General features: G+C 68.9%; 11 protein-coding genes. 3 read left to right on the forward strand and 8 right to left on the reverse strand.

What is annotated here, in order from left to right:
* The first annotated feature begins 49 nt into the window (after positions 1–49).
* Positions 50–1,369, forward strand: a complete 1,320-nt coding sequence (locus BHD05_RS00280) for an MFS transporter (protein ID WP_161884663.1) — start codon at positions 50–52, stop codon at positions 1,367–1,369.
* A 265-nt stretch (positions 1,370–1,634) separates the two neighbouring features.
* Here the strand turns inward: BHD05_RS00280 and BHD05_RS00285 are convergent, their stop codons facing one another.
* From BHD05_RS00285 to BHD05_RS00295, 3 genes are read right to left on the reverse strand one after another with little or no spacing between them, the layout of a single operon-like run.
* Positions 1,635–2,462 carry an ABC transporter permease gene (locus BHD05_RS00285; RefSeq protein ID WP_161884664.1) on the reverse strand — a complete coding sequence of 276 codons (828 nt, stop codon included), beginning with the start codon at positions 2,460–2,462 and terminating at the stop codon, positions 1,635–1,637.
* The gene (locus BHD05_RS00290) at positions 2,459–3,310 is read right to left on the reverse strand and encodes an ABC transporter permease (RefSeq protein ID WP_161884665.1); all 852 of its coding nucleotides are present in this window, start codon (positions 3,308–3,310) and stop codon (positions 2,459–2,461) included. The genes BHD05_RS00285 and BHD05_RS00290 overlap by 4 nt, the downstream gene beginning before the upstream one ends.
* Positions 3,311–3,320: 10 nt before the next feature.
* Complete coding sequence (locus tag BHD05_RS00295) at positions 3,321–4,247, reverse strand: ABC transporter ATP-binding protein (RefSeq protein WP_161884666.1); 927 nt, start codon at positions 4,245–4,247, stop codon at positions 3,321–3,323.
* Positions 4,248–4,343: 96 nt separating this feature from the next.
* Between BHD05_RS00295 and BHD05_RS00300 the strand changes: the two genes are divergently transcribed.
* Positions 4,344–6,266 carry an ABC transporter ATP-binding protein gene (locus BHD05_RS00300; RefSeq protein WP_161884667.1) on the forward strand — a complete coding sequence of 641 codons (1,923 nt, stop codon included), beginning with the start codon at positions 4,344–4,346 and terminating at the stop codon, positions 6,264–6,266.
* A gap of 182 nt (positions 6,267–6,448) precedes the next feature.
* Here the strand turns inward: BHD05_RS00300 and BHD05_RS00305 are convergent, their stop codons facing one another.
* Positions 6,449–6,997 carry a TetR/AcrR family transcriptional regulator gene (locus tag BHD05_RS00305; RefSeq protein ID WP_161884668.1) on the reverse strand — a complete coding sequence of 183 codons (549 nt, stop codon included), beginning with the start codon at positions 6,995–6,997 and terminating at the stop codon, positions 6,449–6,451.
* A 92-nt stretch (positions 6,998–7,089) separates the two neighbouring features.
* Here BHD05_RS00305 and BHD05_RS00310 point away from each other — a divergent pair, with 92 nt between their 5' ends.
* Complete coding sequence (locus tag BHD05_RS00310) at positions 7,090–8,640, forward strand: MFS transporter (protein WP_161884669.1); 1,551 nt, start codon at positions 7,090–7,092, stop codon at positions 8,638–8,640.
* A gap of 27 nt (positions 8,641–8,667) precedes the next feature.
* Here the strand turns inward: BHD05_RS00310 and BHD05_RS00315 are convergent, their stop codons facing one another.
* The 4 genes from BHD05_RS00315 to BHD05_RS00330 form a co-directional block, all read right to left on the reverse strand.
* Positions 8,668–9,471: a TrmH family RNA methyltransferase gene (locus BHD05_RS00315; RefSeq protein ID WP_161884670.1), complete on the reverse strand. Its 804-nt coding sequence runs from the start codon at positions 9,469–9,471 to the stop codon at positions 8,668–8,670.
* Positions 9,468–10,934: an NAD-dependent succinate-semialdehyde dehydrogenase gene (locus tag BHD05_RS00320; RefSeq protein WP_202614249.1), complete on the reverse strand. Its 1,467-nt coding sequence runs from the start codon at positions 10,932–10,934 to the stop codon at positions 9,468–9,470. Before BHD05_RS00320 ends, BHD05_RS00315 begins: the two co-directional genes overlap by 4 nt.
* An 82-nt stretch (positions 10,935–11,016) precedes the next feature.
* Positions 11,017–11,622, reverse strand: coding sequence for an isochorismatase family protein (locus BHD05_RS00325; protein ID WP_161884671.1), 606 nt, complete (start codon positions 11,620–11,622; stop codon positions 11,017–11,019).
* A complete protein-coding gene (locus BHD05_RS00330) occupies positions 11,619–12,614 on the reverse strand; it encodes a Gfo/Idh/MocA family protein (RefSeq protein WP_236966589.1) in 996 nt (331 codons plus the stop codon). The genes BHD05_RS00325 and BHD05_RS00330 overlap by 4 nt, the downstream gene beginning before the upstream one ends.
* Between the last annotated feature and the right edge of the window lie 50 nt (positions 12,615–12,664).

Here is a 12,664-nt window from a genome sequence, read left to right on the forward strand (position 1 = left end):
TGGGCCGCCAGTCGCGGCATCCATCCCCCACCCCCTGCGGAGCCGTCGAATGAGCACGTCCACGTCCACACCGGTCAAGACCAACCCGAGATCGCGGGTCATCTTCGCGAGCCTCATCGGAACCTCGATCGAGTTCTACGACTTCTACGTGTACGCGACGGCCGCGGTGCTCGTGTTCCCGGCCCTGTTCTTCCCGGGCGACGACCCTACTTTGTCGCTGCTGAAGTCGTTCGCGGCGTTCGGCGCGGCGTTCATCGCGCGCCCCATCGGCTCGATCGTGTTCGGTCACTTCGGCGACCGGATCGGTCGCAAGGGCACCCTTGTCGCGTCTCTGCTCACGATGGGCGTCGCGACGGTGCTGATCGGATGCCTCCCGACGGCACTCACCCCCGGCTGGGAGATCCTCGCGCCGACGCTGCTTGTGCTCATGCGGTTTGCACAGGGACTCGGGCTCGGCGGCGAGTGGAGCGGGGCGGCGCTCCTCGCGACCGAGAACGCCCCGGCCGGTCGGCGCGCGATCTACGGCACCTTCCCGCAGCTCGGCGCACCGATCGGGTTCATCGTCGCCAACGGCGTCTTCCTGCTGCTCGCCACGACCATGTCGCCGGAGACGTTCCTTGAGTGGGGCTGGCGGGTGCCGTTCCTCGCGAGCGCCGTGCTCGTCATCATCGGCCTCTACGTGCGGTTCAAGCTGATCGAGACACCCTCGTTCCAGAAGGCCGTCGCCACGGGCGAGGTCGTCAAGGTTCCGCTCGCGCGGGTGTTTCGGTCGAACTGGCGCGAACTCATCCTCGGCACGTTCATCATGCTGGCGACCTACACGCTGTTCTACCTGATGACGACCTACACGCTCACCTACGGCACGACCCCGGTCGACGCCCCCATCGCCGGCCTCGGATTCGAGCGCAATACCTTCCTCGTCATGCTCATCGTCGGTGTGGTGTTCTTCGGCATCTTCACCCTCGTGTCCGGGCCGCTCGCCGAGAGGTTCGGCCGCCGCGCGCACCTCATCGTGACGACGATCGCGATCATCGTGTTCGGGATGCTGTTCGTGCCGCTGTTCGCGGCCGGCACGGTCGGCGTCTATGCGCTGCTGATCATCGGGTTCACCCTGATGGGGCTCACCTTTGGTCCGATGGGCGCCCTGCTGCCGGAGCTGTTCCCCACGAACGTGCGCTACACCGGCTCGGCGATCAGCTACAACGTCGCGTCGATCCTCGGTGCGGCCGTCGCCCCGTTCATCGCGGTGGCTCTCTGGGGTGCCGCCGGCGGCAGCCCCGTGCTCGTCGGGGTGTACCTGAGCTCGATGGGCGCGATCACCCTCGTGGCGCTGCTCCTGAGCAAGGAGACGCGCGACGTCGACTACTGACTTTCATTATTCAGCGTCTGGCTGGCCTATCCCTTTCATCATTCAGGAGTCGGGCCCAGCAGCAACTTCATCATTCAGGAGCGGCGCGCCGAGGTATGCCTGAGCGCCCCAGCATCCGCCGGAATATGGGGCCGGATGCTGGCACCCAGATCACTTCGGCACCCCGTCTCCTGAATTAGGAAAGCCACCGTGGCCCCAGTCTCCTGAATTAGGAAAGCCACCGTGGCCCCAGTCTCCTGAATTATGAAAGCCAGAAGCCCGGGCGTCAGTCGAGGAAGAGCTTCTTCAGGCGTGAGGTCGTGAATACCAAGCCGATGGCGATCATCACGACGTAGTAGAGCACGTGGCCGAGCAGCGCCACGCTGAGGGCGCCCGTCGTCAGCCCGCGGATGAGCTCGACGCCGTGCCAGAGCGGCAGCGCCTGAACGACCCACTGGATCGGCTCGGGGTAGACCGACAGCGGGTAGAACGTGGCCGAGAACAGGAACATCGGCAGCATCACGAAGTTGATCCAGTCCATCTGCTGGAACGTCGTGAGGTAGCTCGTCACGGCCATGCCGAGGCTCGCGAAACCGAACGCGATGAGCACGACGGCGGGCAGCGCGAGGATCGCGGTCCAGGACAGGTTCAGCCCGAGCGACTGCATGATGATGAGGAATCCGAGCGCGTAGAGCACCCCGCGCAGCAGGGCCAGCCCGATCTCGCCGAGGGCGACGTCGAGTGGGCCGAGCGAGGTCGTCAGCATCCCCTCGTAGAGCTTCGCGTAGTTCATCTTGAAGAACACGTTCCAAGTGGAGTCGTAGATCGCGCCGTTCATCGCCGAGACGGCGAGCAGCGCCGGCGCGATGAATGCGGCATACGACACCTCCTGCCCGGTGGTTGTCACCACCGTGCCGACGAGCGCGCCCAGGCCGATCCCCATCGAGAGCAGGTAGAAGACCGGCTCGAAGAACCCGCTCACGACGATCGCCGCGTTCGAGCTGCGTGTGGCGAGCATCCCGCGGCTCATCACGGCGCTCGAGTTGCGGGCGTAGACGGCGCCGAGGAAGCGATTTCTGGCGGGCCCGATCGGCCGGGTCGGGGCGAACGTCATTTGTTCAGCCTCGCCGTGAAGACGCGCTGCGACGTTCTCCAGCAGACGACGATGATCGCCGCCGGGTAGAGCACGTGCACCGCGGTGAGCCAGGCCGGCTCCGCGAGGGAGTAGCTGATCACCCGGCCGAGCTCGGTGCCGTGCCAGAGCGGGGAGATCCAGCCGATCCACTGCAGGTAGACCGGCAGCTGGCTGAGCGGGAAGAAGGTGCCGGAGAACAGCAGCATCGGGGTGATGCCGAAGCGCATGATCAGCGCCATCTGCCCCTTGTCCTGCTCGATCCGCGCCGTGTACGCCATGATCGCCAGGCCTACCGACATCGCCGTGAGTACCGCGATGGGGATCATCAGGATGCCCACGGCCGAGGGCACCGCCCCGAACAGCACCATCGCGATGAAGTAGATCACGCAGGTCGGCACCATTCGCGCGAGCACGGAGATCAGGATGCCGTTGGTGATCTGGCCGCCGGTGATGGGCGCCGCGTTCATGCCGAAGAAGATCGGGTTCCACTTGAAGCCGAGCATGATCGGGTAGGTGAACTCCTCTGCCGAGACCATCACCGCCGCGAGTCCGAGCAGGGCGGGCGCAACGAAGACGAGGTAGCTGACGCCCTGCACCGCGTCGTCGCCGAGGTTGGCGTCCACGAGCGTCGCGAGCCCGATGCCGAGCGCGAAGAGGTAGATGAGCGGGTTGCCGATGCTGGTCGCGAGGATCGTCTGGCCGTAGGAGCGCATGCTCCGGATGCGGTGCTCCGCCACGTACCACGACCCGTAGCGTCGCGGCCGCACCCCGCCGGCCAGTACGCGCTCGCGCCACGCGGCATCCGACAGCACCTCGCGCCCGCTCATTCGACACCGCTCATTCGACGAGGGTCCGTCCGGTGAGCCGCAGGAAGACGTCCTCGAGGCTGGACCGGCGCACGAGGCTCGTGATCGGCTCGTGGCCGAGCTCGGTGATGCGCTCGAGCACGGCCTCGCCGTTGGAGCTGTAGATGAGCACGCGGTCGGGGAGCACCTCGACGCGATCGCCGATGCCCGCGAGCTGCTCGCCGAGGGCCTCGTTGCGGGCGGATCCGAAGCGCACCTCGAGCACCTCCCGGCTCGAGTACTCGCGGATCAGCGCGGCGGGCGACCCCTCCGCCATGATCCGGCCCTTGTCCACGACGACGAGCCGGTCGCAGAGCTGCTCCGCCTCGTCCATGTAGTGCGTCGTCAACACCAGCGTCGTGCCCTGCTCCTTCAGCCGGAACAGGCGGTCCCAGAGAATGTGCCGGGCCTGCGGGTCGAGTCCGGTGGTCGGCTCGTCGAGCAGCAGGATGCGCGGGTCGTTGATCAGGGCGCGGGCGATCGTGAGACGGCGCTTCATTCCGCCGCTGAGGTCGTCGACCTTCGACTTTGCACGATCGGCCAGCTGGGCGAACTCGAGCAGCTCGTCGGCGCGCTTCGCGACCTGGCTGCGCGGCAGCCCGAAGTAGCGGCCGTAGACGATGAGGTTGTCGCGCACCCGCAGTTCCATGTCGAGATTGTCGGACTGCGGCACGACACCTAGCTGCGACCGGATCTCCGGTCCGTACTGATCGGGATCGAGCCCGAGGATCGCCAGGTCGCCGCTCGTGCGCGTGGAGACCGCCCCGACCATCCGCATCGTCGTCGACTTGCCGGCGCCATTCGGCCCGAGCAGGCCGAAGGACTCGCCGGGTGCGACCTCGAACGAGATGCCGTCGACAGCCGCGAAACCCTTGTAGGTCTTGGTCAGGGCGGAGGCGGTAATCACGGGAGCTGGCACGATGCCAACACTAACCCGGGCCGGCAGCCCGCCCTCAGCATGCCCTCAGCGAACGTCGCAGGGAGCACTCCGCGCGCGAGGATACGCTTTCCTACGATGAGCACACCACGCAGCACGCCGCCCCGAGGTCGCCGCGGCTTCGGCAAGCCGGCCGACGACACCGGTCCCCGCGCCACCTTCAGCCAGCTGATGCCGTACCTCCTCGAGCACCGCCGGGTGCTCGGGTTCGTCATCGTTCTCAGCGTGCTGGGAGCGGCCGCGTCGCTCGCGCAGCCGCTGCTCGTCAGCAACGTCATCTCGGTCGTCGAGGCGGGCGACTCCCTGCAGGGGCTCGTCTGGCTGCTCGTGGGCCTCGTCGTCGCATCCGGCCTCATCAGCGGGTTCCAGCATTACCTTCTCCAGCGCACCGGCGAGGGGGTCGTGCTCTCGAGCCGCCGACGCCTCGTTTCGCGGATGCTGAACCTGCCGATCAGCGAGTTCGACCTGCGCCGCACCGGCGACCTCGTCTCCCGCGTCGGCTCAGACACCACCCTGCTGCGCGCCGTGCTCACCCAGGGCCTCGTCGAGGCGATCGGCGGTTCACTCACCTTCATCGGCGCGCTCATCGCGATGCTCATCATCGACCCGGTGCTCCTCGGGCTGACCGTGCTCGTTATCGCCATCTCTGTGGTCACCGTCGTGACCCTCAGCCGCCGCATCCGCGTCGCGAGCCGCAAGGCGCAGGAGAAGGTCGGCGACCTCGCCGCCGCGGTCGAGCGGTCGATCAGCGCCGTGCGCACCATCCGCGCATCGAACGCCGCCGACCGCGAGATCGCCGCCGTGCACAAGGATGCCGAGGGCGCCTGGCGCATGGGCATCAGCGTCGCGAAGATCTCCGCGCTCGTCGTCCCGATCGCTGGCATCGCCCTGCAGGTCTCGTTCCTGGTCGTGCTGGGCGTCGGCGGATACCGCGTGGCGAGCGGCGCGCTCACCGTTGCTGACCTCGTCGCGTTCATCCTGTTCCTCTTCCTCATGATCATGCCGCTCGGCCAGGCGTTCGGGGCTATCACCGCGGTCAACCAGGCCCTCGGCGCGCTCGGCCGCATCCAGGAGATCATCGGCCTGCCGACCGAGACCGAGCGCGACGCCGAGATCGCGGCAACCGCCGAGGCACCCATCGAGTCGGACGACGCGATCAGCTTCGACAGCGTGGAGTTCCGCTACAGCGAGCTTCCGCCAGGGGAGTCCGACGAGGCGATCGTCGTCACCGACCAGAGCGCGATGGCCGAGCTCGTCGGGGTGCCCGCCGGTGCGCGCGCGGTCGGGTCCACAGTCTCCGTCGAGGCCGGGCCGCGCGACCGCACGGTGCTGCGCGGGGTGTCGTTCAGCGCACCCAAGGGCAAGCGAACCGCTCTCGTCGGGCCGTCCGGTGCGGGCAAGAGCACGATCCTCGCGCTGATCGAGCGGTTCTACGATCCGAGCGCCGGTGTGATCCGGCTCGGCGGCGTCGACCTGCGCGCCCTCGACCGGGACGCCCTCCGCGCCCAGATCGGCTATGTGGAGCAGGATGCCCCGGTGCTCGCGGGCACGCTGCGCGAGAACCTCGTGCTCGGAGCCCCCAGCGCGAGTGACGAGGACTGCATCCGGGTGCTCCGCGACGTCAACCTCACCGAGGTGCTCGAGCGCAACCCGCTCGGCCTCGGCGCGCCCGTCGGCGAGGACGGCGTGATGCTCTCCGGTGGCGAGCGCCAGCGTCTGGCCATCGCCCGCACGCTGCTCGCGGCCCCGCCGATTCTGCTGCTGGACGAGTCGACGTCGTCGCTCGACGGGCTCAACGAGCAGATGCTGCGCGAGGCGATCGACGCGGTTGCCGAGAACCGCACGCTCATCGTCATCGCGCACCGACTGTCGACCGTGGTCGACTCCGATCAGATCGTCGTGCTCGACCACGGACTTGTGGTGGGCGTCGGCACGCACTCCGAGCTCGTCGCATCGACCCCGCTGTACAAGGAGCTCGCGAAGCACCAGCTGCTCGTCTAGCAGGCTCCGCTCTTTCATTATTCAGGAGCGGCCGGGCGGCTGGCCGAATTATCCGCGGTCCGCCACCTGGCACGCCGTACGCAGCCCGGCACCGCGCCCACCCTTCCGCAGTAGCCGCGGCGACCCGGCGGCCGTGCCCGTCAGACTCCTGAATAATGAAAGGAGGCCAGCCAGCAGGCTCGCTACCCGACGATCTTGTCGATGACGCGGAAGAGCCGCTCGAGCTCGTGGTCGTCGCCGGCGGCATCCGGTTCCACGGGCGGCGACCCGGTCGGGAGCCGGAACAGGGCCTCGTAGTACAGCCCGTCGCCCATGAGCTTGATCGCCTGGGCGGCGTCGTCGTCGCGGAGCGCCTCGGCGAGGATAGCGAGCCACTGCGCCTCGACCGCCCGCAGCGTCGCGACGGCCTCGGCATTGCCGCCCTGATGCAGTCGCGCGACGGCAACGATCGCGCGGTCGAGGGGCGTGCCGCGGTAGCGGGACGAGCGGATGTAGAACCGTGCCGGTCCCTCGGCGGCCGCGCGCATGCGGTCGGCATCGTCCGCAGCGAGCGAGGTGAGGCGCCCGCAGACCCCGTGGGCCAACTGGTCCCTGCTCGGGAAGTGGTAGATCAGCCCGCCCTTCGACACGCCCGCCCGGGCAGCGACCGCATCGAGCGTCGCCCCGCGCTCGCCCTCGGTGATTAGAAGCTCCTCGAAGGCGTCGAGAATGCGGTCGCGAGCGGATGCCATGCGCCGAGCCTATCGCCCTGCGGCTTGAAACTATACCGACTAGTCGGTATAGTTATGCGAGCCGGCGTCCGCCGACCCCAACAAGGCCCCCCATGACAGACCCCACTACCCGCCCGACCGCCACCCACACCGCGGGCTCGGTCGACGACCGGCCCGTCCGAGCTCGCCCCCGCGACTGGGCAGCCCTCGTGGTGCTGATGCTCCCCGTGCTGCTCGTCTCGATCGACAACACGGTGCTGAGTTTCGCGCTGCCCGAAATCTCGCTCGAGTTCGCCACCAGCGGCACCATGCTGCTCTGGATCGTCGACTCCTACCCCCTCGTGCTCGCGGGGCTCCTCGTCGCGATGGGCAGCTTCGGCGACCGCTTCGGGCGGCGGCGGATGCTCATCGTCGGCGCCATCGGCTTCGGGGTACTCTCCGTCGTCGCGGCGTTCGCCGAGTCGGCGGGCGCCCTCGTCGCCTCCCGCGCCGCGCTCGGGTTTTTCGGCGCCATGCTGATGCCGTCGACCCTGTCGCTGTTGCGCAACATCTTCCTCGACCGCGAGCAGCGTCGCCTCGCGCTCGCCATCTGGGCCTCCGGGTTCGCCGCGGGAAGTGCGCTCGGGCCGATTGTCGGCGGGTTCCTCATCGAGGGCTTCGGGTGGCGCTCGGTGTTCCTGCTCGCGGTGCCGATGCTCGCGCTCATGCTCGTGTTCACCCCTCTTCTCGTTCCCGAGTCGAAGGACCCACGTCCGGGGCCGATCGATCCGCTCAGCGTCGTGCTGTCGATCGCAACGCTGTTCCCCCTCGTGCTGGCCATCAAGTCGTTCGCGACCGACGGGGTCGGGCCCGTTGCGGCGATAGGACTCGCGATCGCCGCGCTGGCCGGTATCTGGTTCGTGCGCCGCCAACTCGCTCGCCCCGTGCCGATGCTCGACGTGCGGCTGTTCTCCTATGCCCCGTTCAGCGGGGCGGTGCTCGTCAACTTCCTCGCCGTCTTCTCCCTCACCGGGTTCCTTTACTTCGGGGCGCAGCACCTCCAGCTCGTGCTCGGGCTGGGGCCGGTGCAGTCGGGGCTGCTGCTGCTGCCGGGGCTGCTGGTGATGATCGCGATGGGCCTCGCCGCCGTTCGGATCGTGAAGCGCGTGCATCCACGGGTCGTTGTTTCCGCCGCCCTGGTGCTGTCGGCGGTCGGCTACCTGCTCATCGCGGTCGTCGGCAACGGCACATCGGGGCTGGCGCTCGCGGTCGCCTTCGCCGTGCTGAGCGCCGGGATCGGCGCCTCGGAGACGTTGTCGAACGACCTCATCGTGTCGGCGGTGCCGGCAGAGAAGGCCGGCTCCGCCGCCGGCATCTCCGAGACCGCGTACGAGGTGGGGGCCGTCTTCGGCACCGCCGTACTCGGCAGCATCCTCGTCTCGTCCTACCGTGACGCGATCGACCTGCCCGCCGGGCTCTCGGAGCGCCAACAGGCCATTTCATCCGAGACCCTCGGCGGGGCGATCAATGTGGCCGGCGAGCTGCCGGCCCCGCTCGGCCAGGCCCTGATCGAGACCGCGCGGCACGCGTTCGACAGCGGCATCACCACCACCGCGGGCATCGGCGCCGTGCTGATGGTCGCCGCGAGCTACCTTGCCTGGCGCACGCTGCGCGACGCGAGATAGCGCCAGCCCAGCCCAGCCCAGCTCAGTTCAGGCCAGCGCGTACATCGCCACCGCCGCGGTCGCCGCGACGTTGAGCGAGTCGATGCCGTGCGCCATCGGAATCCGCACCACGCTGTCGGCGGCCGCGATCGCCTCCTCGGTCAGCCCCTCTCCCTCCGCACCGAGCACGAGGGCGACTCTCTGCGGGGCGGTAGCGGCGAACTCGCGTAAGGAGACGGCATCCGGGGTGAGGGCGAGGGCGGCGAGGTGGAATCCGGATGCGGTGAGCAGCGCCCTCGTCGACGCCCAGTCGCCCAGGCGGGTCCACGGCACCTGGAGCACGGTGCCCATGCTCACCCGGATCGAGCGCCGGTAGAAGGGGTCGGAGCAGCGCGGGGTGACGAGCACGGCATCCGCCCCGATCGCGCCGACCGAGCGGAAGATCGCGCCGACATTCGTCGGGTCGGCGACGTTCTCGAGGATCACGACACGGCTCGCGCCCTCGAGCAGTGCCGACACGGTCGGCAGCGCGGGTCGGTGCATCGCGGCGATCAGGCCCCGGTGCAGCACATAGCCGGTGAGCTCCTCGAGCAGCTCCCCCGGCCCGGAGAAGACCGGAACGTCCCGGTCGCCGAGTGCGGCGATGGCTCCGCCGACGGATGCGCCAAGCGCGAGCACCGAGCGCGGCTCGTGCCCGGCGGAGAGAGCCCGCTGCAGCACGAGCAGCGACTCGGCGATGTAGAGCCCGTGCTCGGTGCCGCGCGCCTTCTTCAGGGCGACGTCGGTGAGGTGGGCGTAGTCGGCCAGCCGCGGGTCGTCGAGGGAGGTGATCTCGATGACGCTCGGGGTCACGCGAAGGGGTTCGGAGTGAGCGTGTATTTGGTCTCGAGGTACTCGTGGATGCCGGACGTGCCGCCCTCGCGCCCGAGCCCGGACTGCTTGATGCCGCCGAACGGTGCCGCCGCGTTAGAGATGACGCCGACGTTGAGCCCCATCATGCCGGTGGCGAGGCTGGCGATCATCCGCTGGCCGCGCGCGAGGTCTCGCGTGAACACGTAGCTCACCAGGCCGTACTCGGTGTCGTTGGCCTTCGCCACGGCATCCGCCTCGTCGGTGAACGTAATGATCGAGAGCACCGGTCCGAAGATCTCCTCGCGCAGGATGTCGCTGCCCGCCACGACCCCGGTGAGCACCGTGGGGGCGTAGAAGGTGCCGGCGCCATCGATAGCCGAGCCGCCGGTGAGTACCGTCGCTCCGCGCGAGACGGCGTCGTCGACGAGGTCGCCCGCCTTCCGCACCGCATCCGCGTTGATGAGCGGGCCGATCCGCACACCCTCCTCGGTGCCGCGGCCGACGACGAAGTCGTTGACGGCGGCGGTGACGCGGGCCGCGAACTCGTCGGCGATCGACTCGTGCACGATGAAGCGGTTCGCTGCCGTGCAGGCCTCGCCGATGTTGCGGAACTTCGCGAGCAGTGCGCCCTCGACGGCGCGGTCCAGGTCGGCGTCGTCGAACACCACGAAGGGGGCGTTGCCGCCAAGCTCCATCGACGTACGCAGCACTCCGTCCGCGGCCTGCTTGAGCAGCGCGACGCCGACCGGGGTCGACCCGGTGAAGCTGAGCTTGCGCAGCCGCTTGTCGGCGATGATCGGCTCGCTCACGTCGCGCGAGGTCGAGGTGGTGATCACGTTGACGACCCCGGCCGGGAGGCCCGCGTCCTCGAGCAGCTTCGCGAAGTACAGGGTCGTCAGCGGGGTAAGCTCGGCGGGCTTGATGACCGAGGTGCAGCCGGCGGCGATGGCCGGAGCGATCTTGCGGGTCGCCATCGCAAGCGGGAAGTTCCACGGGGTGATCAGGAACGACGGGCCGACCGGGCGGTGCGTCACGATCATGGTGCCGGTGCCCTCGGGGTTGTTACCGTAGTGCCCCGAGATGCGCACCGCCTCCTCGCCGAACCAGCGCAGGAACTCTCCACCGTAGGTGACCTCGCCGGTCGACTCCGCGAGCGGCTTGCCCATCTCGAGGGTCATCAGCAGCGCGAACTCCTCCTTGCGCTCCTGCAACAGGTCGAACGCGCGCCGAAGGATCTCGCCACGCACCCGGGCCGGCGTCGCCGCCCAGGAGTCCTGCGCCTCGACGGCAGCATCCAGCGCCCTCGCACCGTCGGCAACGGAGGCATCCGCGATCCGGGCGATCACGAGGCCCGTCGCCGGGTCGCTCACCTCGATCGTGCGGCCGGAGGTCGCGTCGACCCACTCCCCGCCGATGAACAGCTTGGTCGGGACCTTGGCGAGCAGTGCGGATTCGGTGATCATGCGGATGTCTCCTGTGACTCGTGCGTGATGGATACCGCGACGCGCGAGGGGCGGACGCGGGTGGATGCTGGGTGGTGCCTTCTCACTCGGACCGCGTGACTTCCGCCCCGGCCACGGAAAGGGTGGCGAGGGCCGCGGCGCTCGACTGCTGGGCGACCCCGGCGACGAGGTCGCTCAGCACCCGCACCCGGCGCCCCGCCTCGAGGGCATCCCGCGCCGAGGCCAGCACGCAGTAGTCCGTCGCGATACCGGCGACGTCGACATCGGTGATGCCGAGCTCGTCGAGCTTCTCGCCGAGGCTCTCGCCGTCATCGGTCGTGCCCTCGAAGATCGAGTACGCGGGCCGGCCCTGGCCCTTGCGCACGTGCCAGTCGACCGGGCGCGTGTCGAGGTCGGGGTGGTACTCGGCGCCGGGTGTTCCCGCGACGCAGTGCCTGGGCCAGGTCACGATGAAGTCGGGCTCGGCTCCTTCGGCGAAGTGCCCGCCGTTGTCGTTGTCGCCGTCGTGCCAGTCGCGCGAGGCGAAGACCTCGTCGTAGCGTTCCGGATGCCGGGCCAGCAGCTCGCTGATGCCCGCGGCGACGGCCGCGCCCCCGGTGACGCCGAGCGCTCCGCCCTCGGTGAAGTCGTTCTGCACGTCGATGATGAACAGCGCGCGACGGCGCTTCTGATCAGGCTGGTCGGTCACACCTTCATGATATCGGCCGGGTACTCGAGGCCGATCTGGTTGCGGATGGCGTCGAGGGTGCCCATGATGGCGACGGTCTCGGCGGGAGGCAGAACGGTGCCGGCGGTGAGCCCGCCCTCGACGAGCCGCTCGAGTTCGGCGGCCTGGAACTGCATGCCGCGCGGGGTCACCTCCTGCTCGTATCGCTCGACGACGGTTCCCGCGCTGTCGAACACGGTGAATCCGGTCGGCGTGTACCAGACGCTGTCGATGGCGATCCAGCCGTCCGAGCCGAGGATCGTCGCGGTGTTCGGGCCGGAGGTGTCGAGGGCAGTGTGTAGCACGGCCTGCGCCCCACTCTCGTAGCCGAGGATGACCGCGGTCTGCCGGTCGACGCCCGTCGCGCTCATCGAGGCGCTGGCCTGAATGGTCGCGGGGGCTCCGAAGAGGTCCCAGGCGAACGAGACGGGGTAGATGCCGAGGTCGAGCAGCGCACCGCCGGCGAGGGCCGGGTCGTTGAGGCGGTGCGTCGGATCCGTCGGCAGCTTCTGGTTGTGGTCGGCGATGAGGGTGCGCACCTCGCCGATCGTGCCGGCAGCAATCACCTCACGGATGCGCACCATGTGCGGCAGGAACCTCGTCCACATCGCCTCGAGCAGCACGAGCCCGGATGTCTCGGCGAGCGCGACGAGCGCCGCGGCCTGCTCGGCGGTCACGGTGAAGGCCTTTTCGACCAGCACGTGCTTGCCGGCCTCGAGGGCGAGCCGCGCCTGCTCGTAGTGCAGCGAGTGAGGCGTTCCGATATAGACGATGTCGACATCCGGGTCCTCGACCAGCGCGCGGTAGCTGCCGTGCGCCGTGGGGATGCCGAAGCGGTCCGCGAATTCACGGGCGGATGCGTCGGAGCGCGACCCGACCGCCGATACGGCGAAGCCATTGCCGAGGAGGTCATCGGTCTGCTTGGTCGAGATGAACCCGGGGCCGAGAATCCCCCATCGAAGTGTGCCTGGCACTGGTTTCCCCTTCCGCGGCATTCGGCCGAACGCCAACCAAAATCTAGCAG

The sequence above is a fragment of the Marisediminicola antarctica genome (genome assembly GCF_009930795.1).
Taxonomy (GTDB): domain Bacteria; phylum Actinomycetota; class Actinomycetes; order Actinomycetales; family Microbacteriaceae; genus Marisediminicola; species Marisediminicola antarctica.

Bases quoted from the DNA above. Each gene is read 5' to 3' on its own strand.
- BHD05_RS00320 (WP_202614249.1), bottom strand. From the start codon at position 10,934: ATGATCACCGAATCCGCACTGCTCGCCAAGGTCCCGACCAAGCTGTTC.
- BHD05_RS00310 (WP_161884669.1), top strand. From the start codon at position 7,090: ATGACAGACCCCACTACCCGCCCGACCGCCACCCACACCGCGGGCTCG.
- BHD05_RS00285 (WP_161884664.1), bottom strand. From the start codon at position 2,462: ATGACGTTCGCCCCGACCCGGCCGATCGGGCCCGCCAGAAATCGCTTC.
- BHD05_RS00290 (WP_161884665.1), bottom strand. From the start codon at position 3,310: ATGAGCGGGCGCGAGGTGCTGTCGGATGCCGCGTGGCGCGAGCGCGTA.
- BHD05_RS00300 (WP_161884667.1), top strand. From the start codon at position 4,344: ATGAGCACACCACGCAGCACGCCGCCCCGAGGTCGCCGCGGCTTCGGC.
- BHD05_RS00280 (WP_161884663.1), top strand. From the start codon at position 50: ATGAGCACGTCCACGTCCACACCGGTCAAGACCAACCCGAGATCGCGG.
- BHD05_RS00305 (WP_161884668.1), bottom strand. From the start codon at position 6,997: ATGGCATCCGCTCGCGACCGCATTCTCGACGCCTTCGAGGAGCTTCTA.